Source organism: Mycobacterium sp. 1482292.6 (assembly GCF_001672995.1).
Taxonomy (GTDB): Bacteria; Actinomycetota; Actinomycetes; order Mycobacteriales; family Mycobacteriaceae; genus Mycobacterium; species Mycobacterium europaeum_A.
In genome coordinates, this window is record NZ_LZKV01000254.1 from 90,953 (window position 1) to 111,591 (window position 20,639).

Below are 20,639 nucleotides of genomic sequence, written 5' to 3' on the forward strand. Positions count from 1 at the left end.
GGCGTTCGGTCGCATCGAGGCGGCGGCGCCGACCGCCGAGCAACCCTCGTACCCAGCGGTTTTCAATTAAAACATGTGTCTAAGAGGCGCGCTTTCAACATGTGCTTGATCGTCATTGCGAGCTGGTGAGAGGCCAATTGTGATGTTGCTAGCATTTTTTCGCGGCGGGCGGGATGTGATTTGTTCGGGATGTACCGAAATTTCTTCTGCGCGACGCTTACTCGCGCGGTGGAGGCGGTGCCTCCGGGGGTATCGGCAGCCCGCATCGCGCCAGTTCGTAGCGCGGCACCCGATCGATCCGATACCCGGTGAAACGGAAGGAATTCACCAGATTGGACAGGAATCGGTGCGGGGTCATCGGGGCGCGCACCGAGCTGAGCACCGCCTTCGTGTCGGGGCACTGCAGCGCCGCGACGGCCTCTGCGACCCACTGCGCATCCAGGTACCCCGGAATTCCCGGCGGCACCTTCACCCAGGGGCCGTCGGCGATCACCCAGTCGGGAAACAGGTTCTTGTCGTGCCCGATGCGGCCGTGCTTGAGCCGTTCCGTGTGCTGCGCAAGCGGATTCGCCAAACCGATCTGGTCGATGACCCGGACGTCGAGCCCGACGTTCATGCCCACCATGCCGAGGTTGGTGAAAAACACGGCGTGCTGCGGTTTTTGCGGTGACTTATCACCCGGCGCCGGCTGAGCCTGCGGCACCAGGTCCCATTGGATGTAGTTGCCCGACGGCAGCAGTAACGCGCCGTCGGGAGTGTTGTTGAGGGCGGTCAGGATGGCCGCCATCCGTGGGTAACCCAGGTAGTCCGCGGCGGTCAGCGGATGCGCGTGACCGGTGGCCTGGGCATAGAAGCGGCGCTCGTCGACGATCCCGGAATAGGTGACGTGGGTGGCGTCGTCGCCCATGCCCGGCGAATTCGCCGCCCACAGCGCCCATCCGGCCAGTCCCAGCCAGAGCGCGCCCGCGGCGCCGGCGACCCAGTTACCGGTCTCCCGCGAATAGTCCTGGCCGTCGGGGATGGCGATCGGGACGACGGCGACGGGAGCCAGCAGGCAGAACAGCGGCGCCAGCAGCACCCGCGCGTGCATGAAGTCGCCGCCTTGCCGGATCCAGTACAGGGCCTGCAGCAGACCGCTGACCAGCACCCACGCCACCACCGCCGGCGGGCTGTGCACGGCGCGGGCCAGGCGGCCGTAGTCGGGCGCCAGCGCGGGGCGCAGAAACGACGGCCGGCGTCGCGCGGCGAACAGCAGCGCCCCCAGCGGCACCAGCAGGACCAGGGGGATCCACACCGCGTAGGGCGCGTCGAAGTTGAACAGGTAGATCATGCCCTGCGACCACTTGTCCCCGGCCGCGTCCTTGGCCAGCGCGGTGCCGGGCACCAGCAGGCCGTAATAGCCCATCCGGAAGATCTCGTAGGCGACCGGGACGAAGCCCCCGGCCACCACGACCAATGCGCGGCGGCGCCAGGTCCGGGCCGCGATCAGCATCATGATCAGCGCCAGGCCGCCCATGAGGGCCAGCTCCGGGCGCACCAGCACGCTGAACCCGGCGACGAAGGCCAGGGCGCCGGCGAACACCTTGTTATCCGCGCGGTTGCGCACCGGCTGGGCCCAGCAGACCATCATCCACCAGAGCAACCCGAGATACGCCAGGGCCAGGCCGCTCTCCAGCCCGGAGGTGGCGAAGTCCCGCGCGGGCGGCAGCGCGATGTAGACGAGCGCACCGGCGGGCAACATGATCGCCTTGCGGCCGCGCAGGCTCGGCGCATACAACCGCGCGGCGCCCAGCATCAGCAGCGCTATGCCCGCCACCGAAAGCACCAGCGCCAGCGCGAGCGCCACATACTCCATGCGCAACGGGCCGCCGACCCAGCTCCCCAGGTACATCAGGTAGGTCCAGGCGGTGGAGGTGTTGGCCTCTACCCGCTCACCCTGGTTGAACACCGGGCCGTTGCCCGCCAGCAGGTTGCGCACGGTGCGCAACACGATGAGGCCGTCATCGGCGATCCACCGCCGCTGCCAGCTCCCCCAGCCGAACAGCACGGCGACCACCGCCACGCTGATCCACAGGCTGACCCGCACCATGGTGGTGTACGGAAACACGGGCCAGCCGGGCCGCCTGAGCACCGGCCGGCTGCGCATCATGCGCGCTTTGAGAGCCTGCAGTTCGGGGCTAACCGAAGGCAACGGCGGCTCCGACTGTCGCGATCCACGCCAGGAACAGCAGCTGCAGCACCCGGTCCCGCAGCGCGATGTCTTCGGGTTCACCGGCCAGGCCGCCGTCGACGTCGACCGCGTAGCGCAGGATCGCGATGGTGAACGGGACCAGCGACACCGCGTACCAGGACCCCGAGTGGTGGTCGCGCTCGAACGCCCACAGGCCGTAGCAGATCACCACCGCGGTCGCCGACATCGTCCAGACGAATCGCAGATAGGTGCTGGTGTAGCTCTCCAGCGACTTGCGGATCTTGGCGCCGGTGCGCTCGGCGACCTGCAGCTCGGCGTAGCGCTTGCCGGCCACCATGAACAGCGACGCGAACGCGGCCGACAGCAGGAACCATTGGGACAGTGGGATTTCCGTCGCCACGCCGCCGGCGATGGCGCGCAGCAGGTATGCCGACGACACGATGCAAATGTCAAGCACCGCTTGGTGTTTGAGGCCGAAGCAGTACGCCAGCTGCATGGCGAGGTAGATGGCCATCACCAGCGCCAGGTTCGGCGTCACCAGCCATGCGATGCCCAGCGAGGCCGCACCCAGCAGCACCGCCAGGAGGTAGGCCAGCCACTCGGGCACCACGCCCGCCGCGATCGGGCGGAATCTCTTGGTGGGGTGCTCGCGATCGGCCTCGACGTCGCGGACGTCGTTGACCAGATACACCGACGACGCCCCCAGGCTGAACACCACGAACGCCAGCCCCACCTGGGTGAGCATCTGCCCGTAGTCGTACCGTATGCCGCTGCCCAGCCCGGCCACCGGTGCGGCCAGCACCAAGACGTTCTTCACCCACTGGCGGGGCCGGATCGCCTTGATCACCCCGGTGATCAGGTTGCCCGGCGGCCGGGTCACGACGTCCTCACTCATCCAGCCACACCTCTCGTGCACGGCGCGCGAGCGCCGCAACGACGGCGCCCAGGGCGATGCCGAAGGCGACGTCGCTGGGGTAGTGCACGCCCAGCAGCATCCGCGACAAGGCCATCGGGGGCACCAGGACCGCGGGCAGCGGCAGGCCGGTGGTCCGGCCCATCAGGATGGCCGCGGCGGTGGTCGAAGTGGCATGTGCGGACGGGAAACTCAGCTGGCTGGGCGTGCCGACGTTCACCGCGACGGCGGGATCATGCGGCCGCTTGCGGCGCACGATCCGCTTGACGACGACGGCGGCGGCGTGCGCGGCGAACGCGCCGGCCCCGGCCACCAGCCAGTCGCGGCGCCGCTTCGGTGACAGCAGCGCGCCGAGCGCGGCGACGACCACCCAGCCGAGACTGTGCTCGCCGAAGTGGGACAGCGCTCGGGCGGTGGGGAGCGCCCCGGGACGGTCGCTCAGCGCCGCCTGGACGGCGACCAGCGCGGCCACCTCGCCGCGGGGCGCCTGTGCAGCGGCGGCCTCATGCATGTTCTGCAGCTGGCAGCAACGCCGTCTCCCACTTCTGCTTGCTGGACAACACCGGCAGGGCGTCGCGGTACACCCGGCGCATCTCGTCGAAGCGGCTGAGCAACTGACGCTGACGGCGCAGCGATGCGAACAAGAGCGAGAACATCTTTCGCCGGTCCCGCTGCCGGTAGACCACGCCACAGCCGTCCGCCGTGGTGACCGTCACGCCGTCGACCGTGCACAGCCGGAACCAGCGCGCATCCTGGGTGGGCACGTTGAACTCGGGCCGGATGTGGGATTCGGTGTCGGCCTTGGTCATGTTGTGCAGGATGCCGCGGGCCAGCCGGTAGCTGATCGAGACCGGGTTCACCGGCGGCTTCATCGCCTTGGTCTTGTGCGACGGCGCCGGCAATTCGCTGGCCGCCGGCAGCACGACGGCGTCCGGGTATTCCTTGCGCAGCCGATGCACTTCCGGCAGACCCGATTCCAGGATCGAGAAGATGTGCTCCGGGCCGGCGAGGAAGTCGTCGATGGCCCTGTTCTGAATGGCGACCGTCGAATACTCAAGGCAGGCAAGGTGTTTCAAGGTCGCCTTGAGGTGGCTGCGGACCAGGCCGGTGATGTCACCCTCCCAGTGCAGCGCCGCCACCACCAGCCGGTTGCGCAGGTGGAAGTAGGCCTGCCAGTCGATGGCGTCGTCCTTGTCGCTCCAGGCCATGTGCCAGATCGCGGCGCCGGGCAGCGTGACCGTCGGGTAGCCGTGCTCGCCGGCGCGCAGACCGTATTCGGCGTCGTCCCACTTGATGAACAGCGGCAGCGGCTGGCCCAGCTCCTCGGCGACCTGCCGCGGGATCATGCACGTCCACCAGCCGTTGAAGTCGACGTCGATGCGCCGGTGCAGCAGCGCGCTGCGATCGTTCTTGTCGTTCAACGGGAACTTGGCGAAGTCGTGGTCGTACTCGGCGTGCGGCGCGGCGGTCCACATGAAGTTCGCCTGGTTGACGACCTCGCCCATGATGTGCAGGTGTGACGGCTCCTGCAGGTTGAGCATCTGCCCGCCGATCAGCGTGGGCGTCTTGGCGAACCGGTTGAGCGCCAGCACCCGCAGGATCGTGTCCGGCTCGATGCGGATGTCGTCGTCCATGAACAGGATCTGTTGGCAGTCGGTGTTTTTCAGCGCCTCGTACATCACCCGGCTGTAGCCGCCGGAACCGCCGAGGTTGGGCTGGTCGTGAATGGACAGCCGGCTGCCCAGGCCCGCGGCCGCTGCGGCGAAGTCCGGGTGGTCGCGCACCTTGCGGGTGCCCTGGTCGGGGACGATGACCGCACCGATCACCTTGTCCACCAAGGGATCCGCGGTGAGGTCGGCCAGCGCGTTGACGCAGTCGGCGGGGCGGTTGAAGGTGGGGATGCCGACGGCGATGTTGGCCGTGCCCGGCGCGGGCTCGGTCGCGTACCAGCCGCCGCTGATGAGGTTGACCGCGGTGTCGGTGGTGATGTCGAACCAGATCCAGCCGCCGTCCTCGAACGGCCGCAGCGGCACCTCGATCTCGACGACGGCCGGCTGCTCGTCGGTGCCGACGAATTGGCGGCCCTGCACCGAGATTCGCACCCCGGTGGCCTTGGTGCGGTAGACGTCGACGCGCCCGGTTCCGGTCAGCTCGACCCGCAGCACCACGGACTGACAGATCGACCAGCGCCGCCAGTAGCTGGCCGGGAACGCGTTGAAGTAGGTGGCGAACGACACCTCGGACTCTTTGCCGATCTCCAACGACGTACGGCTGGTCGCGTGCGCGCGCCGGGCGTTCGTCGTCGACTCCTCCAGGTAGAGCTTGCGCACGTCGAGCGGCTCGCCGGGACGCGGCAGGATGATCCGGGACAGCAGGCTCACGGCGGACATTAGCGCGCGCCTTCCTCTTTGTTCTGGGCTTCCGTCAGGGATGCGCCGTCACGCAGGTGCGGCGCGAGAACGTTGTCGTACATGCTCAAGGCGCTGGCGATGGCCATGTGCATATCCAGGTATTGGTAGGTGCCCAGCCGGCCGCCGAACAGCACTTTGGACGACGCGGTCTCGGCCTTCGCCCTGGCCCGGTAGGCGGCCAGCAGGGCGCGGTCGGACTCGGTGTTGATCGGATAGTAGGGCTCGTCGTCGTCCTCGGCGAAGCGCGAGTACTCGCGCATGATCACGGTCTTGTCGGTCGGATAGTCGCGCTCGGTGTGGAAGTGACGGAACTCGTGGATGCGGGTGTAGGGCACATCGGGGTCGTTGTAGTTCATCACCGGTGTGCCCTGGAAATCCCCGATGGGCAGCACTTCCAGCTCGAAATCCAGCGTGCGCCAGCCCAGCCGGCCCTCGGCGTAGTCGAAGTAGCGGTCCAGCGGCCCGGTGTAGACGACCGGCGCGTCGGGGCTGTCCGCGCGCAGTCGGTCGCGCACGTCGAACCAGTCCGTGTCCAGCCTGACCTCGATGCGGTCGTCGGCGGCCATGTTGCGCAGCCAGGCCGTGTAACCGTCGACGGGCAGCCCCTCGTAGGTGTCGGAAAAGTAGCGGTTGTCGAAGGTGTAGCGCACCGGCAGCCGGGTGATGTTGGCGGCCGGCAGCTCCTTGGGGTCGGTCTGCCACTGCTTGGCGGTGTAACCCTTGACGAAGGCCTCGTAGAGCGGGCGGCCGATCAGCGAGATCGCCTTCTCCTCGAGGTTCTGCGCGTCGGCCGTGTCGATCTCGGCGGCCTGCTCGGCGATGAGCCGGCGCGCCTCGTCGGGGGTGAAGTACTTGCCGAAGAACTGCGACACCAGGCCGAGCCCCATCGGGAACTGGTAGGCCTGCCCGTTGTGCATCGCGAAGACGCGGTGGCGGTAGTCGGTGAACTCGGTGAACTGCCGCACGTAGTCCCACACCCTCTTGTTGGAGGTGTGGAACAGGTGGGCGCCGTACTTGTGCACCTCGATGCCGGTGGTCGGCTCGGCTTCTGAGTAGGCGTTGCCGCCGATGTGCGGGCGGCGGTCCACGACAAGTACGCGCTTCCCGAGCTGGGTAGCCACGCGCTCGGCAATGGTCAGTCCGAAGAATCCAGAGCCGACGACGAAAAGATCGAAACGAGCGGTCATCGGTTGCTTAGGGTATCCGACCGCGTGGCCCTAACCCATTTGGCGAGGCCATGCGGCGGGCTCGGCTTGTGACGACGCCGTTAATGGCGCCACGGATCCGCGATCACAGTCGGGGTCGCAATTGCCTCACGATTCAATATCACCACTCTAGTAACAGGATCACCACTCGTACCATCGACTTTGTGTGATTCCCACCAGCTAGGACCGGCGGGACGCGCCGACACAACACATAGTCAGATAGAGGAGACTTCCGTGCCGAACCGACGCCGACGCAAGCTCTCAACAGCCATGAGCGCGGTTGCCGCCCTGGCAGTGGCGAGTCCTTGCGCATACTTCCTTGTCTACGAGTCGACCGCCGGCAACAAGGCGCCCGAGCACCACGAGTTCAAGCAGGCCGCGGTGATGAGCGACCTGCCCGGTGAGCTGATGGGCGCCCTGTCGCAGGGGCTGTCGCAATTCGGGATCAACATGCCCCCGATACCGGCGCTGAACGGGGGCGCGACCGCCACGCCGGGTCTCGCCAGCCCCGGCCTGGGCACTCCGGGCCTCGGGACCCCCGGACTGGGGACGACGGGCCTGACCAATCCGGGCGCGACCAGCCCCGGCCTGGCCAGCCCCGGCTTGACCAGTCCCGGTCTGGCCAGCCCCGGCTTGACGAGCCCGGGCCTGACGAGCCCCGGTGCGGCGCCATTGACGCCCGGACTCACCGCTCCCGGCGCGTTGCCCACCACCCCCGGTGGCGGTGTCGCGACTCCGGGTGCCGGGCTCAACCCGGCGCTGTCCAATCCCGGACTGACCAGCCCGGCCGGAGTTTCGCCGGGCCTGGGTGGGCCGGCGGTGTCGCCGAGCGAGGTGCCGATCGACTCCGGGGCCGGGTTGGACCCGGGCGCCGGTGGTACCTACCCGATCCTGGGCGACCCGTCGACCTTCGGTAACGCGTCGCCGATCGGCGGCGGCACCGGCCTGGGCGGCGGATCGGGCACCGGCGGTGCCAGTGGCGGTCTGGTCAACGACGTGATGCAAGCCGCCAACCAGCTGGGTGCCGGCCAGGCGATCGACCTGCTCAAGGGCTTGGTGATGCCGGCCATCACGCAGGGTATGCACGGTGGCGCGGGTGCTCTGCCGGGCGCTGCGGGTGCTCTGCCGGGTGCCGCGGGTGCCCTACCGGGTGCCGCGGGCGCTCTGCCGGGTGCCGCGGGTGCCCTCCCGGGTGCCGCGGGTGCCCTACCGGGTGCGGCCGCGGGCGCTCTTCCCGCCGCCGCGGGCGCGGCCGGCGCGTTGCCGGCGGCCGCCGGTGCGGTACCGGCGCTGCCCCCGGTCTAGTCCTTTACAAACCCTCCACAAGACGGCACCGCAGAAATATCTGCGGTGCCGTCGATTTTTGGTCGACATTCGCCGCCGCTCAGTTCGTGTCGTCTCATAGATAACATTAGGAACACACGTAACATCGGCTGGTGTCTCGCAGTCGTGCGCCGACGATGCTGCTCACCGCCATGGCGGCGACCGTCGTCCTGGTCTCGTGGGTGGCCGACACGACACGCGATCGCGGCGCCGCCAGCCCGGGGCCGTCGCGCGGCACCCAACTGGCCGAACAGCCGCTGGTCGGGTTGGGGGCCGGCGTCACGGTCCGCGAAATCAGTCAGGGCACCCCCTTCTCGCTGGTTGCCCTCACCGGCGACCTGGCCGGCACGTCGACGCGCGTGCGGGCCAAGCACCGCGACGGCTCGTGGGGCCCCTGGTATCAGACCGAGTACGAAACCGCGGCACCCGACGGGGCGACAACGGCGGGGTCCCTCGAGGGGCCCCGCGGCACCGATCCGGTGTTCGTCGGCACCACCACGACGGTTCAGATCGCGGTCACCCGGCCGCTGGACGCCGCGGTGACCCAACCGCCCCCGGCGCCGCCGACGGAGAAACCCGATCTGGGCTATAAGCCGGCATCCCGGGAACAGCCCTTGGGGCAGAACATCTCGGCCGTCCTCATCTCCCCACCGCAGGCGCCGGCCGACACGCATTGGACACCACCGGCCGGAGTCTTGATGCCCGGCCAGGCCCCGCCCATCATCAGCCGCGCGCAATGGGGCGCCGACGAATCGTTGCGATGCGGTTCCCCGCAGTACGACAACGGGATTCGCGCGGCGGTGGTCCACCACACCGCCGGCAGCAACGACTATTCGCCGCTTGAATCGGCCGGCATCGTCAAGGCGATTTACACCTACCACAGCAAGACGCTGGGCTGGTGCGACATCGCGTACAACGCGCTGGTGGACAAGTACGGCCAGGTGTTCGAGGGCAGCGCCGGCGGGATGACCAAGGCTGTCGAGGCCTTCCACACCGGCGGATTCAACCGCAACACCTGGGGTGTGGCGATGATCGGCAACTTCGACGACGTGCCCCCCACCCCGATCCAGCTGCGGACCATGGGCCGGTTGCTGGGCTGGCGACTGGGCCTGGACAACGTTGACCCGAAGGGCACGGTGCAACTGGAATCGGCCGGCAGTCACTACACCACCTTCCCGGCCGGCGCCGTCGCGACGCTGCCGACGATCTTCACCCACCGCGACGTCGGGAACACCGATTGCCCGGGCAACGCGGCCTACGCGTTGATGGACGAAATGCGTGATATCGCATCGCATGTCAACGATCCGCCCGAAGAGTTGCTCAAGGCGCTGCAGGGCGGTGCGATCTATGACCACTGGCAGGCGATCGGCGGGATGAGCAGCGTACTGGGCTCGCCGACCTCACCGGAAGACAGCGCGGAGGGCGACGCCCGCTTCGTCACCTTCGCCCGGGGCGCGATGTACTGGTCGCCCGACACCGGCGCCCAGCCGGTCACCGGCGCCATCTACGACGCCTGGGGCTCGCAGAGCTATGAACGCGGCCCGCTCGGATTGCCGACCAGCGCGGAAATTCAAGAGCCGCTACAGATTACGCAGAATTTCCAGCATGGCACGCTGAACTACGAGCGGCTGACCGGAAACGTCTCCGAGGTGGTCGACGGGATCACCATTCCACTGACCACCGAATCCCCGAGCGGCCCAACGGTTCCGACCGAGCACTTCTCGCTGCCGTCACACCCGACGCCCACGTGACGCAGCCCTAAAGCCACCAGCGTTCCAGCACGCGGCCCACACCGTCGTCGTTGTTGGGGGCGGTCACCTCGTCGGCGGCGGCCTGCACGTCGGGATGGGCATTGCCCATCGCAACGCCATGTCCGGCCCACCGCAGCATCGGCAGATCGTTGGGCATATCGCCGAACGCCACCACCTCCTCGGGGGCGATCTGCAACGGCCGCGCGATCTCGTCGATGCCGGTGGCCTTGCTGGTGCCCAGCGGCACGATCTCGACCAGTCCGTTGTTGGTGGAGTAGGTGATGTCGCCCGCGATGCCGATGTGCTTGGCCAATTCGGCCGCCATGTCGGCGCTGCGGGCTCCGGACCGGCGGATGAGCAGCTTGATCGCCGGGGCGCTGAGCAGATCCTGGATCGACACCTCGGTGTTGTCCGGGTTCAGCCAGGCATGCTCGTAGCCCGGCGAGCTGACGAACTGCGGCGTCGCCGTGTCGTGCGCGCTTTCGCCGATCCGCTCGACGGCCAAACCGGCGCCCGGGATGACGCGGGTGGCCAGCTCCGCCAGCTCGGCCAGGGTGTCGACGCTCAGCGTGCGGGTGGACACCACCCGGTCGGTCGCGGCGTCGTAGATGACGGCGCCGTTGGCGCACACCGAGATCGGCGCGAAACCCAGCGCGTCGACGACCGGACGTATCCAGCGCGGCGGGCGGCCGGTGGCCACCACGAACTGCGCACCGGCGCCCACCGCGGCGCGGATGGCGTCGCGGGTGCGCGGGGAGATCTTCTCGTCGTCGTCGAACAGGGTGCCGTCGACGTCGCAGGCGATGAGCGCCGGCAGGGTCATCGAGACCGTCCCCCTCGCCGGCTGGCCGGACCGCTCAATGCAGCCCGCTCTGGTTCTGCCCGGGCCGGGTCACGCCGTCGGTGCCGTACTTGCGCATTCGCTCCTGCAGCTCCGACAACCGCAGGGCCCGGGAATCCTCTTGGGTGGGCGCGCTGCCGCCCAGCCGCCGCGGCACCCAGAATTCGTCCTTCGGGTGCGGATATTCCTCCTGCACCCGGTACAGCAGGTCGTTCATCGCCGAACGCAACAGCAGGTTGAGTTCCTCGGGTGTGCCGCGCGGCGGCAACGGCTGCCCGGCCGCCACCGTGATCGGGACCTTGTTGCGGAACACCTTCTTGGGATGGTCCTTGGGCCAGATCCGGTGCGCGCCCCACACGACGATCGGAACGATCGGCACGTGGGCGTCCAGCGCCATGCGCGCCGCCCCCGTCTTGAACTCGCGCAGTTCGAAGCTGCGACTGATGGTGGCCTCGGGATGCATCCCGATCAGCTCGCCCTCGCGCATGCGCTGCACGGCCACCTCGAAGGCGTCGTGCCCGGACCTGCGGTCCACCGGGATCAGCCGGGCGTGATTGATGACGTAGTTGACCGCCTTCACGTCGGCCATCTCCGCCTTGATCATGAAGTAGGCGCGCCGGTGACGCTCGCGCACGGCCATCAGCGTCGGCAGCCAGTCCAGATAGCTGGTGTGGTTCTGGGCCAGCAAGGCGCCGCCGCGCGCGGGAATGTTCTCCAGGCCGTGATAGGTGAACTTGGTCCCCTGCATCGCGACCATCGGCGGAACGATCCATTCCGCCAGCCGGTAGAACCCCTCGGGCATGTTCTCTCCTTCGCCTACTGCGACGGGCGCTCGGCCCTTTTAGCCGCGCGGGCCGCCGCCTCGGTTGCCTCGATGCGAGCGGCCTCGGCCGGGGTCGGCGCTGCGCCGCCCAGCCGGCGCGGCAGCCAATACGCTCCCGGCTCGCCCGGATAGTCCTCTTGCGCGCGGTGCAGCAAGGTGGTCATCGAGTCGCGCAGGGCGGCGTCGGTCTGCGCAATGTCTTCGCGCGCCGTCAATGGCGCGCCTACCTGCACAGTAATGGGTATTTTGGCGCGGCCCACATTTCGCGGGTGATCCTTGGTCCAGATGCGCTGCGCCCCCCAGACGATCACCGGCACGATCGGGACGTCGGCTTCGATGGCCATCCGCGCGGCGCCGGTCTTGAACTCCTTGAGCTCGAAGCTGCGGCTGATCGTGGCCTCCGGATACACCCCCACCAATTCACCCTCGCGCAGCCGCTGCACCGCCACCGCGTAGGCGCCCGCCCCGGCGCCGCGATCCACCGGGATGGTGCGGGTGTGCTTGATCAGGAAGTTGACCGGCTTGACCTGCTGCATCTCGGCCTTGATCATGAACCGCAGCCGACGCCCCCGGAGGTGGACGGCCAGCGCGGCCGGCAGAAAGTCGACATAGCTGGTGTGGTTGATCGCCACCACGGCGCCGCCCCGCTCGGGGATCTGCTCCTCACCGCGGAAGGTGATCTTGGTGCCGGTGGCCCTGACCACCAGATGAGCCAGCAGCTCCAAGGCGCGGAAGGTCGGCTCCACCATCGATCACGACTCCGGCGCCCCTGCGGACCGGGCCCGCCGGGCCGCCCGGGCGGCCGCCTCCTCGGCCTCCAACTGGGCCGCCTCCGCCAACGATGGCGCGCCCCCGCCCAGCCGGTGGGGCACCCAGAACTCGCCGGCGGGGTGCGGCCCGTACATTTCCTGCGCGCGCTCCAGCAGATGCTGCATGCGCGAGTGCAGCAGCCCCTTGAGCTCCTCGACGGCCAGCGTCGGCTCGATCGGTTCGCCGACCAGCACGATGATCGGAACCTTGGGCCGCCAGAGCTTTTTCGGGTGGTCCTTGGTCCAGATCCGCTGGGCGCCCCAGACGATGTGCGGAACGATCGGCACCCCGGCCTCGACCGCCATCCGCGCGGCGCCGGATTTGAATTCCTTGATCTCGAAGCTGCGGCTGATCGTGGCCTCGGGATAGACGCCGACCAGCTCGCCGTCCTTGAGGTTGCGGACGGCGTCCTCGAAGGAGGCGGCGCCGTCCTGGCGATTCACCGAGATGTGCCGCAGGCTGCGCATGATCGGCCCGGTGACCTTGTGGTCGAACACCTCCTGCTTGGCCATGAACCGCACCTTGCGGCCCAGACCCTGCTTGTAGGCCGGCAACCCCGCGAACGTGAAGTCCAGGTAGCCGGTGTGGTTGATCGCGATGACCGCTCCGCCGCTGGTCGGCAGGTTCTCCACGCCGGCGATCGTGATCTTCAGGCCCTGGACGCGCCAGACCAGGCGGGCGAGTTGAATGACAGTCCCGTAAACCGGTTCCACAGCAGTTCAGCCTAATGCTCCCCGCCACCCGCCGTCCCCAGAGCCGAGAATCCAAAGCGCCGCAAGGAGGCCGTCGTTGTCCGCCCCGTCATCCCCACCGCCTGTGCCTGCGATCGTCGACCGGTTCGCCGCCGGCCGGCCGGTGCGGGCGGTCTGGGTCAATGAGCTCGGCGGAGTGACCTTTCGGGTAGGTGCTGACGCGGCTGCTGGGCACGCCACCGGCGGGGTTGAATTCATCAAGGTGGCGGAGCCGGGCACCACCGACCTGGCCGGTGAGGCGCAGCGTCTGCGGTGGGCACGTCACTACCTGAGGACGGTGCCGGAAGTGCTCGGCCACGGGATGGCCGGGGACCATTCGTGGCTGCACACTCGCGGGCTGCCCGGCCTGCCGGCCGTGCATCCACGGTGGCTGGCGGCACCGGACGTCGCGGTGTGCGCAATCGGTGCGGGTCTGCGCGAATTGCATGACCGGCTTCCGGCTCAGGCGTGCCCCTTCGACTGGTCGGTGAGTGCGCGGCTGGCCGCATTACCGCCGGCAGCCCGGTCGCCGCTTGGTGAGCCACCGTCGGTCGACCGGCTGGTGGTCTGCCACGGCGATGCCTGCGCGCCGAACACGTTGATCGATGGCCAGGGCCGCTACAGCGGACATGTTGACCTCGGCGACCTCGGTGTGGGCGATCGGTGGGCCGACCTCGCGGTGGCAACGCTGTCGCTGGGCTGGAACTACCCCGGTCGGGGATGGGAGGGGGAATTCTTCGCCGCATACGGTGTCGAGCCCGACCCAGTGCGCATCGACTACTACCGGCGGTTGTGGAACGCCGAAGATGCCGGCTCGCGCTAAGCTCGGGGGCTGAAAAGCCGTCATCCCCGGCCGAGGCCGCAGAAGCCTTTCGAAGGCCTTCTACCGGCCCCAGGAAGGTATCAGTGCAGGTCACCAGCGTCGGCCACGCCGGATTTGTGATCCAGACCCAAGCGGGCAGCATCCTGTGCGACCCCTGGGTCAATCCGGCCTACTTCGCGTCCTGGTTCCCGTTCCCGGACAACAGCACGCTGGACTGGGACGCGTTGGGTGCCTGCGACTACCTGTATGTGTCGCACCTGCACAGGGACCATTTCGACGCGAAGAATCTGGCCGAGCACGTCAATAAGGACGCCGTGGTGTTGCTGCCGGACTTTCCGGTACCCGACCTGCGAAACGAATTGCAAAAGCTGGGGTTTCACCGATTCTTCGAGACCAGCGATTCGGTCAAGCACCGGATCGCCGGCCCGAAGGGCGAGCTTGACGTCATGATCATCGCGCTGCGGGCGCCCGCCGACGGTCCGATCGGCGATTCGGCGCTGTTGGTTTCCGACGGCGCGACAACGGTTTTCAACATGAACGACGCCCGGCCGGTGGATCTGGACGCGCTGGCCACCGAATTCGGGCACATCGATGTGCACCTGCTGCAGTACTCCGGGGCCATCTGGTACCCGATGGTCTACGACATGCCGGCCCGCGCCAAGGAGTCGTTCGGCATTCAGAAGCGGCAACGCCAGATGGACCGCGCCCGCCAATACCTCACCCAGGTCGGGGCGACGTGGGTGGTCCCGTCCGCGGGGCCACCCTGCTTCCTCGATCCGGAACTGCGCCACCTCAACGACGACCATGCGGATCCGGCCAACATCTTCCCCGACCAGGTGGTGTTCCTGGATCAGATGCGCAGACACGGCCACGCCGGCGGCCTGCTGATGATTCCCGGGTCGACCGCCGATTTCACCGGCTCGCAGCTCAATTCGCTGACCCACCCGCTGCCCACCGACCAGGTCGAGGCCATCTTCACCACGGGCAAGGCCGACTACATCGCCGACTACGCCGAGCGGATGGCGCCCGTCGTCGCCGCCGAGCGGGCGAGTTGGGCACCGGCCACCGGGGAGCCGCTGCTGGAACCGTTGCGCGCCCTGTTCGAGCCGATCATGTCGCAAAGTGACGAGATCTGCGACGGAATCGGTTATCCCGTCGAACTGGTGCTGGGGCCGGAAATCGTGGTCCTGGACTTCCCGAAACGTGCCGTGCGGGAACGCATTCCGGATGAAAAGGTCCGCTACGGTTTCGAGATAGCGCCGGAGCTGGTTCGCACCGTGCTGCGCGATCGCGAGCCGGACTGGGTCAACACCATCTTCTTGTCGACCCGGTTTCGGGCTTGGCGTGTCGGCGGCTACAACGAGTACCTGTACACGTTCTTCAAGTGCCTGACCGACGAACGGATCGCTTACGCCGACGGCTGGTTCGCCGAGACGCACGACGACTCGGCGTCGGTCACGCTGGACGGCTGGGAGATTCAGCGCCGCTGCCCGCACCTCAAGGCCGACCTGTCGAAATTCGGGGTCGTCGAGGGAAACACGTTGACCTGCAACCTGCATGGCTGGCAGTGGCGACTGGACGACGGACGCTGCCTGACCGCCAAGGGCCACCAGCTGCGGAGTTCGCGGGCGTGAGCGCATCTTACGACGACGGCCTGATCCAGCTGGATCGTGCGGCGATTACGTTGCGCCGCTACCACTTTCCTTCCGGCACGGCGAAGGTGATCGCGCTCGACGCGATCCGCGGGTACAAGGCCGAGCAGCTGGGCCTTTTCACCCAGCGGTTCCGGATCTGGGGCAGCTCGGACTTCCGCCGCTGGTTGCCGCTGGACATCGGCCGCCCGCTCAAGTCGACGCTGATCACGCTGGACGTGCCGGGCACGCGGCCCAGCCCGGCGTTCACGCCGGCGCGTCCCGAAGAATTCACCGCCCTGCTGGACGACCTGCTCGGCCGGCGCGGTTAGGACGCCCCCGCGGCCCCGCGGTCGGCGAGCGCCTGGCGCGCCGCGTTGTAACCGGGGATGAAGGTGATGCCGGGGCCCCCGTGACAGCCCGCGCTGCCCAGATACAGGCCCTCGATCGGGATCGGCTGGCCGAGGAAGCCCCGCGGGCCGGGCCGGTTGGGCCCGATCTGGTTGGCGTTCAACAGACCGTGGCAGTAATCCCCGCCGGGCGCGCCGAACATGACGCCCATGTGCCTGGGCGTGAAGGTGGTGTGCCGGATGATGCTGCGTTCGAAATTCGGGGCGAGCCGGGTGACCTTGTCGATCACCCGCTGGCCCATCTCGACCTTGGCCTGCCCGTAGTCGACGTCGCCCTCGATCGGGAAGAACAGCGCGAACGCCGACGCGGCGTGCTTGCCGTCGGGTGCGAGGCCCGGGTCGTTCTGCGACGGGATCTGCAGCACGACGGTCGGGTCGGCCGGGACGATGCCGCGCCGCGCGTCCTCCCATTGCTGCTGGACTTCCTCCGGCGTGCAGAACAGGCCGATCGAGGCCTGCATGGCCGGTGAGTTGAGGGCCTCATACGGCGCGGCGAAGACGGGCGCCTCCTCGAGCGCGAAATGCATCTGCAGGTAGCTGCCGCGGTGGTCGATGCGGGCATAGCGTTCCCGGATATCGGCGGGCAGCGCGCCCTGTTCGATCATCTCGTTGAGCGTGACGTCCGGCGCGATCCCCGAGACGACGATCGGGGCGTGCAACGTCTCGCCCGCCTCGGTGCGCACGCCGGTCACCCGCCCGTCGGCGACGAGGATCTCGGTCACCTTGGTGCGCAACCGAAGTTCACCGCCATGACTTTCCAGGACGTCGCACAGGTGCGAGGTGAGCGCGCCGATGCCGCCGCGCAGCTTCTTCATCTGCATGGTGTCGCCGTCGGGTACGCCGAGCCCGAAGGCGAGCGCGGCCGCGCTGCCCGGCGTGGCCGGGCCCCGGTAGAGCGTATTGACGGCCAGCACGGTCATCGAGCCGCGGATCGCACCGAACTTCTCCCGGTCGGGCAGATAGCGGTCCAACACGTCGGTGACCGAGCCGAACAGCATGTCGTCGATCGCCGAGCGCTCGAATTCGTTTGTGGCGCAGGCATACATCTCGTCGATGCTCTTGGGTAATGTGCCGGCTTCGAACCGGCCCAGCGCGCGGGTCGGGCCCTGGCTCCACGCCATCAGCCCCGCCATCCCGTTGACGGCGTCGGCGCCGTGCACCTCGTTGAGATGGGTGAACAGCTTGACGGGGTCGCTGTACTGGATCAGCGGATCGTCGCCGACGCCGCGCACCGCCACCGACATCACGTCCAGGTCGATGGTCGGCAAGGTGTCCAGGCCCAGGTCGTCGACCACCACCTGCGACGTCGGGAACTGCACCGAGCCGGCGATCTCGAACTGGTATCCGTCGAAAAGCTCGACGGTGGAAGCCATGCCACCCGCGTAGAGCTTGGGATCCAGGCACACCGTGCGCAGCCCGGCCTTGGCCAACAGCACTGCCGCGGTGAGCCCGTTGTGCCCGGCACCGATAACTATCGCGTCGTATTCAGTCATGTCCTGCCCTCCGAAAGGGAGGCTCGCACGACCGCAAAGTTTTGTCAATTATGACGAAACTGCGGTGATCCACGTGCCGGAGATCCCGCCGCGCAGCGACTCGAGCGCCACGTGGGTGATCCGGGCCAGTTCGCCGAGCGACCGGTCGTCGCCGACCATCCAGGCCTCCATGGCGCCGAACACCGCGGCCGCGATGCACCGCGCGGTCACGGTGACCCGCAGCCGCACATCCGGCGTTCGATCGGCCGCGCCACTGCGCCGGCGCAGCTGCTCCTCGATGGCGTCGGCCAGGTCAGCCTGGACGTCGCGGATGTGGCGGACGATGCGCCCCTGGTCCAGATCACCGCCCCGCAGCGCGGCGATTTTCGTCACGGCCTCAACGTCATACGGGAAGGCGAAGACCGCCGCCTGCACCGAGTCGATGACCGGCTCGTCGACCGGCCTGGCCTCCAGCGCCGCGCGAAACCAGTGCAGCCCGGTGTAGTCGGCGAACAGCAGGTCGTGCTTGGAGCTGAAGTGGCGGTAGAACGTCCGCAACGACACCCCGGCGTCCGCGGCGATCTGCTCGGCCGACGTGTCCTCCACGCCCTGGGCCAGGAACCGCACCACGGCGGCCTGGCGCAGCGCTTCGCGCGTGCGCTCGCTGCGCGCCGTCTGAGCGGGCCGGACCATGGCAGTAAGGTATCAAGAAACTTTTTGACAATATTGACAAAACTTCCGAACCGGGGCGAGACTGCGCCCATGGTCTCGCTACTCACCCACGCGGTACTCGGACTGGCGGTCATCAGCTGGATCGTCCTGGCCAACAGAGAAGTTTTCACCCGGCCGGCCGGCGGCCCGCTGTTCTCACCGATGGAAGTCGTGTACTACGTCGTCGGCATCGCGTCGGTCGCCCTCGGCTGGTACTTCAACATCACCTACGTGCAGCAGTACGCGCACGGATCCACCAATCCGCTGTGGGGCGAACACGGCAGCTGGCTCGAATACATCAGGCTGATGTTCACCAACCCGGCCGCCAGCTCGGCCAGCCAGGACTACACGATCGCCAATGTCGTTCTGCTGCCGATCTTTACGATCGTGGACGGCTACCGCAGGGGCCTGCGCCACCCGTGGCTGTACTTCGTGTCCAGCCTGTTCACCAGCTTCGCGTTCGCGTTCGCGTTCTACTTCGCCACGATGGAGCGCCAGCGCCGCCACGAACGCGACCGTACGACGGTAGCCGCTTAGCCGACCGGTTTGGTGGCCCGCCATTTCTGCCGGCCGCCCTTGACCTCGGTGTGGATGTCGGTGAATCCCGCCGACGCAAGCCGCGCCGGCAGGTCGGCCGGCGGAATCGGGTTGTAGGTGTCGGCGACGTGCAGCAGCCGAAATGCCAGGGACGGGACGCCGTCGCTGCCGGCGAAGACCCCGCCCGGTTGCAGCACCCGGAACGCCTCGGCGAACAGGCGGTCCTGCAGTTCGGCGCGAGGCACGTGGTGCAGCATGGTGAAGCACACCACCGAGGTGAAATGGTCTGTCGGCAAACCGGTTTCGCTGCCGTCGCCGTGGATGATGCGCGCGCGATCACCGTAGCGGCGCTGCAGACGATCGGCCATCGCGCCGTCGACCTCGACCGCGGTGAGCGAGGCCGCCCGATCGATCAGCGCACGCAGCGTCGCCCCGTAGCCGGGGCCGATTTCCAAAGTCCGCGCGCCCAATTCGACGTCCCGCAGGGCCCACGGCAACAGCTGATCGGCCACCGCCTGCTCCCAGCCCGCGGAGCTACAGCGCCGCCGGTGCAAAAGATTCATCGCCATACCGAGAACGCTAGGCGCCCACACGGGGTGCGGGCTTCCGATATCCTGCCGTGATATGTCGGAATGCAGCCATCACGGGCTGGCGACTTCGTCGCAGACGTTGCCGCCGGGATCCCACATCGAGCGGCACCGGCATCCTCTGCACCAGATCGTCTACCCGTCCTCGGGTGCCGTCTCGGTGACCACCCCGACCGGAATGTGGATCACGCCGGCGAACCGCGCGATCTGGATACCGGCGGGGTGCTGGCACGAACACAAGTTCCACGGCACCACGCAGTTTCACGGCGTCGCGCTGGACCCCGACCGCTACCGCCGCGGCCCCGCGGCCCCCGCCGTGCTGGCGGTCAATCCCTTGATGCGCGAACTGATCATCGCGTGTTCGCAAACCGATGGCACCGACACCGACGAGCACCACCGGATGCTGGCCGTGCTGCACGACCAGTTACAGGCCACCAGCATCGGGGAGGCGCTGTGGATTCCCACACCGGTCGACGGCCGGCTGCGGCAAGCGTGCGCGCTGATCGCCGACAACCTGCGGGAGTCATTGTCGCTGCGGCAAATCGGTGACCGGCTCGGGGTCGGCCAGCGCACGCTGAGCCGCCTGTTCAGCGACGAACTGGCGATGACGTTCCCGCAGTGGCGCACCCAGGTGCGGCTGCAGCACGCCCTGATGTTGCTCGCCGAGCGGCGCGACGTCACGTCGGTGGCGGCCGAATGCGGCTGGGCCACACCGAGTGCGTTCATCGACACCTACCGGCGAGCCTTCGGGCATACGCCCGGCCAGGTGGCCGCCAAGGCGCGCTAGTTATTAGTGGCGATTCGGCTCGAGCACCTCGGTGCCGACGAACGGCACCAGGGCCTCGGGCACCCGCACGCTGCCGTCGGGCTGTTGGTGGTTTTCCAGGATCGCCACCAACCACCGCGTGGTGCCCAGCGTGCCGTTGAGCGTGGCGGCGGTCTGCGGTTTGCCCGCCTCGTCGCGAAAGCGGGTGGCCAGCCGGCGCGCCTGGAACGTGGTGCAGTTCGAGGTGGACGTCAGCTCGCGGTAGGCGCCCTGCGTGGGAACCCAAGCCTCACAATCGAATTTGCGCGCGGCCGACGACCCGAGATCGCCCGCGGCGACATCGATCACCCGGTACGGCACCTGGATGCGGGCCAGCATCTCGCGCTGCCAGCCCAACAGCCGCTGGTGTTCCGCCTCGGCGTCCGCGGGGGTGCAGTAGACGAAGCCCTCGACCTTGTCGAACTGATGCACCCGAATGATGCCGCGGGTGTCCTTGCCGTAGCTGCCGGCCTCGCGGCGAAAACACGACGACCACCCCGCGTATCGCAGCGGCCCGCCGGACAGGTCCAGGATCTCGTCGGCGTGGTAGCCGGCCAGCGGCACCTCCGAGGTGCCCACCAGGTAGAGGTCGTCGGCCTCCACGCGGTAGACCTCGTCGGCGTGGGCGCCCAGGAACCCGGTGCCGGCCATCACCTCGGGGCGC

20 protein-coding genes are annotated in these 20,639 nt (G+C 68.2%); 7 read left to right on the plus strand and 13 right to left on the minus strand.

The features are described from left to right. Positions 1-217: 217 nt before the first annotated feature. From aftB to glf, 5 genes are read right to left on the minus strand one after another with little or no spacing between them, the layout of a single operon-like run. A complete protein-coding gene (gene aftB, locus A5624_RS25945) occupies positions 218-2,191 on the minus strand; it encodes a terminal beta-(1->2)-arabinofuranosyltransferase (RefSeq protein WP_304441856.1) in 1,974 nt (657 codons plus the stop codon). Further along, the gene (locus A5624_RS25950; protein ID WP_066873110.1) at positions 2,178-3,086 is read right to left on the minus strand and encodes a decaprenyl-phosphate phosphoribosyltransferase; all 909 of its coding nucleotides are present in this window, start codon (positions 3,084-3,086) and stop codon (positions 2,178-2,180) included. The genes aftB and A5624_RS25950 overlap by 14 nt, the downstream gene beginning before the upstream one ends. Continuing rightward, the gene (locus A5624_RS25955; RefSeq protein ID WP_197497877.1) at positions 3,079-3,615 is read right to left on the minus strand and encodes a phosphatase PAP2 family protein; all 537 of its coding nucleotides are present in this window, start codon (positions 3,613-3,615) and stop codon (positions 3,079-3,081) included. Before A5624_RS25955 ends, A5624_RS25950 begins: the two co-directional genes overlap by 8 nt. Then, a complete protein-coding gene (locus tag A5624_RS25960; protein ID WP_066873112.1) occupies positions 3,608-5,494 on the minus strand; it encodes a glycosyltransferase in 1,887 nt (628 codons plus the stop codon). The genes A5624_RS25955 and A5624_RS25960 overlap by 8 nt, the downstream gene beginning before the upstream one ends. Beyond that, the gene (gene glf, locus A5624_RS25965) at positions 5,494-6,702 is read right to left on the minus strand and encodes a UDP-galactopyranose mutase (RefSeq protein WP_066873119.1); all 1,209 of its coding nucleotides are present in this window, start codon (positions 6,700-6,702) and stop codon (positions 5,494-5,496) included. Before glf ends, A5624_RS25960 begins: the two co-directional genes overlap by 1 nt. Positions 6,703-6,954: 252 nt before the next feature. Between glf and A5624_RS25970 the strand changes: the two genes are divergently transcribed. Together A5624_RS25970 and A5624_RS25975 are read left to right on the plus strand one after the other, a co-directional pair. Beyond that, complete coding sequence (locus A5624_RS25970; RefSeq protein WP_197508039.1) at positions 6,955-8,025, plus strand: PirG; 1,071 nt, start codon at positions 6,955-6,957, stop codon at positions 8,023-8,025. Positions 8,026-8,153: 128 nt separating this feature from the next. After that, entirely contained in the window at positions 8,154-9,794 is a 1,641-nt protein-coding gene (locus A5624_RS25975; RefSeq protein WP_197519036.1) for an LGFP repeat-containing protein, read from the plus strand. A gap of 7 nt (positions 9,795-9,801) precedes the next feature. Here A5624_RS25975 and A5624_RS25980 read toward each other — a convergent pair whose 3' ends face one another. Genes A5624_RS25980 through A5624_RS25995 form a run of 4 tightly spaced genes read right to left on the minus strand, consistent with a single transcriptional unit; the run spans position 9,802 to position 12,981 of the window. Then, positions 9,802-10,617: a Cof-type HAD-IIB family hydrolase gene (locus A5624_RS25980; RefSeq protein WP_066873127.1), complete on the minus strand. Its 816-nt coding sequence runs from the start codon at positions 10,615-10,617 to the stop codon at positions 9,802-9,804. Between the two features lie 34 nt (positions 10,618-10,651). Beyond that, on the minus strand, positions 10,652-11,437 hold the full coding sequence (locus tag A5624_RS25985) for a 1-acyl-sn-glycerol-3-phosphate acyltransferase (protein ID WP_066873131.1): 786 nt from the start codon (positions 11,435-11,437) through the stop codon (positions 10,652-10,654). A gap of 14 nt (positions 11,438-11,451) precedes the next feature. Continuing rightward, positions 11,452-12,207 carry a 1-acyl-sn-glycerol-3-phosphate acyltransferase gene (locus A5624_RS25990; RefSeq protein ID WP_066873133.1) on the minus strand — a complete coding sequence of 252 codons (756 nt, stop codon included), beginning with the start codon at positions 12,205-12,207 and terminating at the stop codon, positions 11,452-11,454. A gap of 3 nt (positions 12,208-12,210) precedes the next feature. Continuing rightward, a complete protein-coding gene (locus A5624_RS25995; protein ID WP_066873135.1) occupies positions 12,211-12,981 on the minus strand; it encodes a 1-acyl-sn-glycerol-3-phosphate acyltransferase in 771 nt (256 codons plus the stop codon). Positions 12,982-13,057: 76 nt separating this feature from the next. On the opposite strand from A5624_RS25995, the gene A5624_RS26000 reads away from it, so the two are divergent. The 3 genes from A5624_RS26000 (at position 13,058) to A5624_RS26010 (ending at position 15,785) form a co-directional block, all read left to right on the plus strand. Continuing rightward, positions 13,058-13,822 carry a phosphotransferase gene (locus tag A5624_RS26000; protein WP_066873138.1) on the plus strand — a complete coding sequence of 255 codons (765 nt, stop codon included), beginning with the start codon at positions 13,058-13,060 and terminating at the stop codon, positions 13,820-13,822. 83 nt (positions 13,823-13,905) lie between these two features. After that, entirely contained in the window at positions 13,906-15,456 is a 1,551-nt protein-coding gene (locus tag A5624_RS26005; RefSeq protein WP_066873141.1) for an MBL fold metallo-hydrolase, read from the plus strand. Further along, on the plus strand, positions 15,453-15,785 hold the full coding sequence (locus A5624_RS26010) for a hypothetical protein (RefSeq protein ID WP_066873143.1): 333 nt from the start codon (positions 15,453-15,455) through the stop codon (positions 15,783-15,785). Before A5624_RS26005 ends, A5624_RS26010 begins: the two co-directional genes overlap by 4 nt. Here A5624_RS26010 and A5624_RS26015 read toward each other — a convergent pair. After that, entirely contained in the window at positions 15,782-17,356 is a 1,575-nt protein-coding gene (locus tag A5624_RS26015; protein ID WP_066873145.1) for an NAD(P)/FAD-dependent oxidoreductase, read from the minus strand. The two genes, A5624_RS26010 and A5624_RS26015, sit on opposite strands and share 4 nt — an antisense overlap. Before the next feature lie 48 nt (positions 17,357-17,404). Then, positions 17,405-18,028, minus strand: a complete 624-nt coding sequence (locus A5624_RS26020; RefSeq protein ID WP_066873147.1) for a TetR/AcrR family transcriptional regulator — start codon at positions 18,026-18,028, stop codon at positions 17,405-17,407. 69 nt (positions 18,029-18,097) lie between these two features. On the opposite strand from A5624_RS26020, the gene A5624_RS26025 reads away from it, so the two are divergent. Then, complete coding sequence (locus A5624_RS26025; protein WP_066873148.1) at positions 18,098-18,583, plus strand: DUF2834 domain-containing protein; 486 nt, start codon at positions 18,098-18,100, stop codon at positions 18,581-18,583. Here A5624_RS26025 and A5624_RS26030 read toward each other — a convergent pair. Then, a complete protein-coding gene (locus tag A5624_RS26030) occupies positions 18,580-19,152 on the minus strand; it encodes a class I SAM-dependent methyltransferase (protein ID WP_066873150.1) in 573 nt (190 codons plus the stop codon). The two genes, A5624_RS26025 and A5624_RS26030, sit on opposite strands and share 4 nt — an antisense overlap. Before the next feature lie 55 nt (positions 19,153-19,207). Here A5624_RS26030 and A5624_RS26035 point away from each other — a divergent pair, with 55 nt between their 5' ends. Further along, a complete protein-coding gene (locus A5624_RS26035; RefSeq protein WP_066873152.1) occupies positions 19,208-19,957 on the plus strand; it encodes a helix-turn-helix transcriptional regulator in 750 nt (249 codons plus the stop codon). Positions 19,958-19,960: 3 nt separating this feature from the next. On the opposite strand, the gene A5624_RS26040 is transcribed toward A5624_RS26035, so the two are convergent. After that, positions 19,961-20,639, minus strand: a 679-nt coding sequence (locus tag A5624_RS26040) for an aminoacyl--tRNA ligase-related protein (protein ID WP_082975872.1), incomplete at its 5' end; no start/stop codon positions are given.

Coding starts and splice junctions, on each gene's coding strand:
- A5624_RS25950 (WP_066873110.1), bottom strand. CDS start 3,086: ATGAGTGAGGACGTCGTGACCCGGCCGCCGGGCAACCTGATCACCGGG.
- A5624_RS25955 (WP_197497877.1), bottom strand. CDS start 3,615: ATGCATGAGGCCGCCGCTGCACAGGCGCCCCGCGGCGAGGTGGCCGCG.
- A5624_RS25960 (WP_066873112.1), bottom strand. CDS start 5,494: ATGTCCGCCGTGAGCCTGCTGTCCCGGATCATCCTGCCGCGTCCCGGC.
- glf (WP_066873119.1), bottom strand. CDS start 6,702: ATGACCGCTCGTTTCGATCTTTTCGTCGTCGGCTCTGGATTCTTCGGA.
- A5624_RS25980 (WP_066873127.1), bottom strand. CDS start 10,617: ATGACCCTGCCGGCGCTCATCGCCTGCGACGTCGACGGCACCCTGTTC.
- A5624_RS25985 (WP_066873131.1), bottom strand. CDS start 11,437: ATGCCCGAGGGGTTCTACCGGCTGGCGGAATGGATCGTTCCGCCGATG.
- A5624_RS25990 (WP_066873133.1), bottom strand. CDS start 12,207: ATGGTGGAGCCGACCTTCCGCGCCTTGGAGCTGCTGGCTCATCTGGTG.
- A5624_RS26015 (WP_066873145.1), bottom strand. CDS start 17,356: ATGACTGAATACGACGCGATAGTTATCGGTGCCGGGCACAACGGGCTC.
- A5624_RS26020 (WP_066873147.1), bottom strand. CDS start 18,028: ATGGTCCGGCCCGCTCAGACGGCGCGCAGCGAGCGCACGCGCGAAGCG.
- A5624_RS26025 (WP_066873148.1), top strand. CDS start 18,098: ATGGTCTCGCTACTCACCCACGCGGTACTCGGACTGGCGGTCATCAGC.
- A5624_RS26030 (WP_066873150.1), bottom strand. CDS start 19,152: ATGGCGATGAATCTTTTGCACCGGCGGCGCTGTAGCTCCGCGGGCTGG.
- A5624_RS26035 (WP_066873152.1), top strand. CDS start 19,208: ATGTCGGAATGCAGCCATCACGGGCTGGCGACTTCGTCGCAGACGTTG.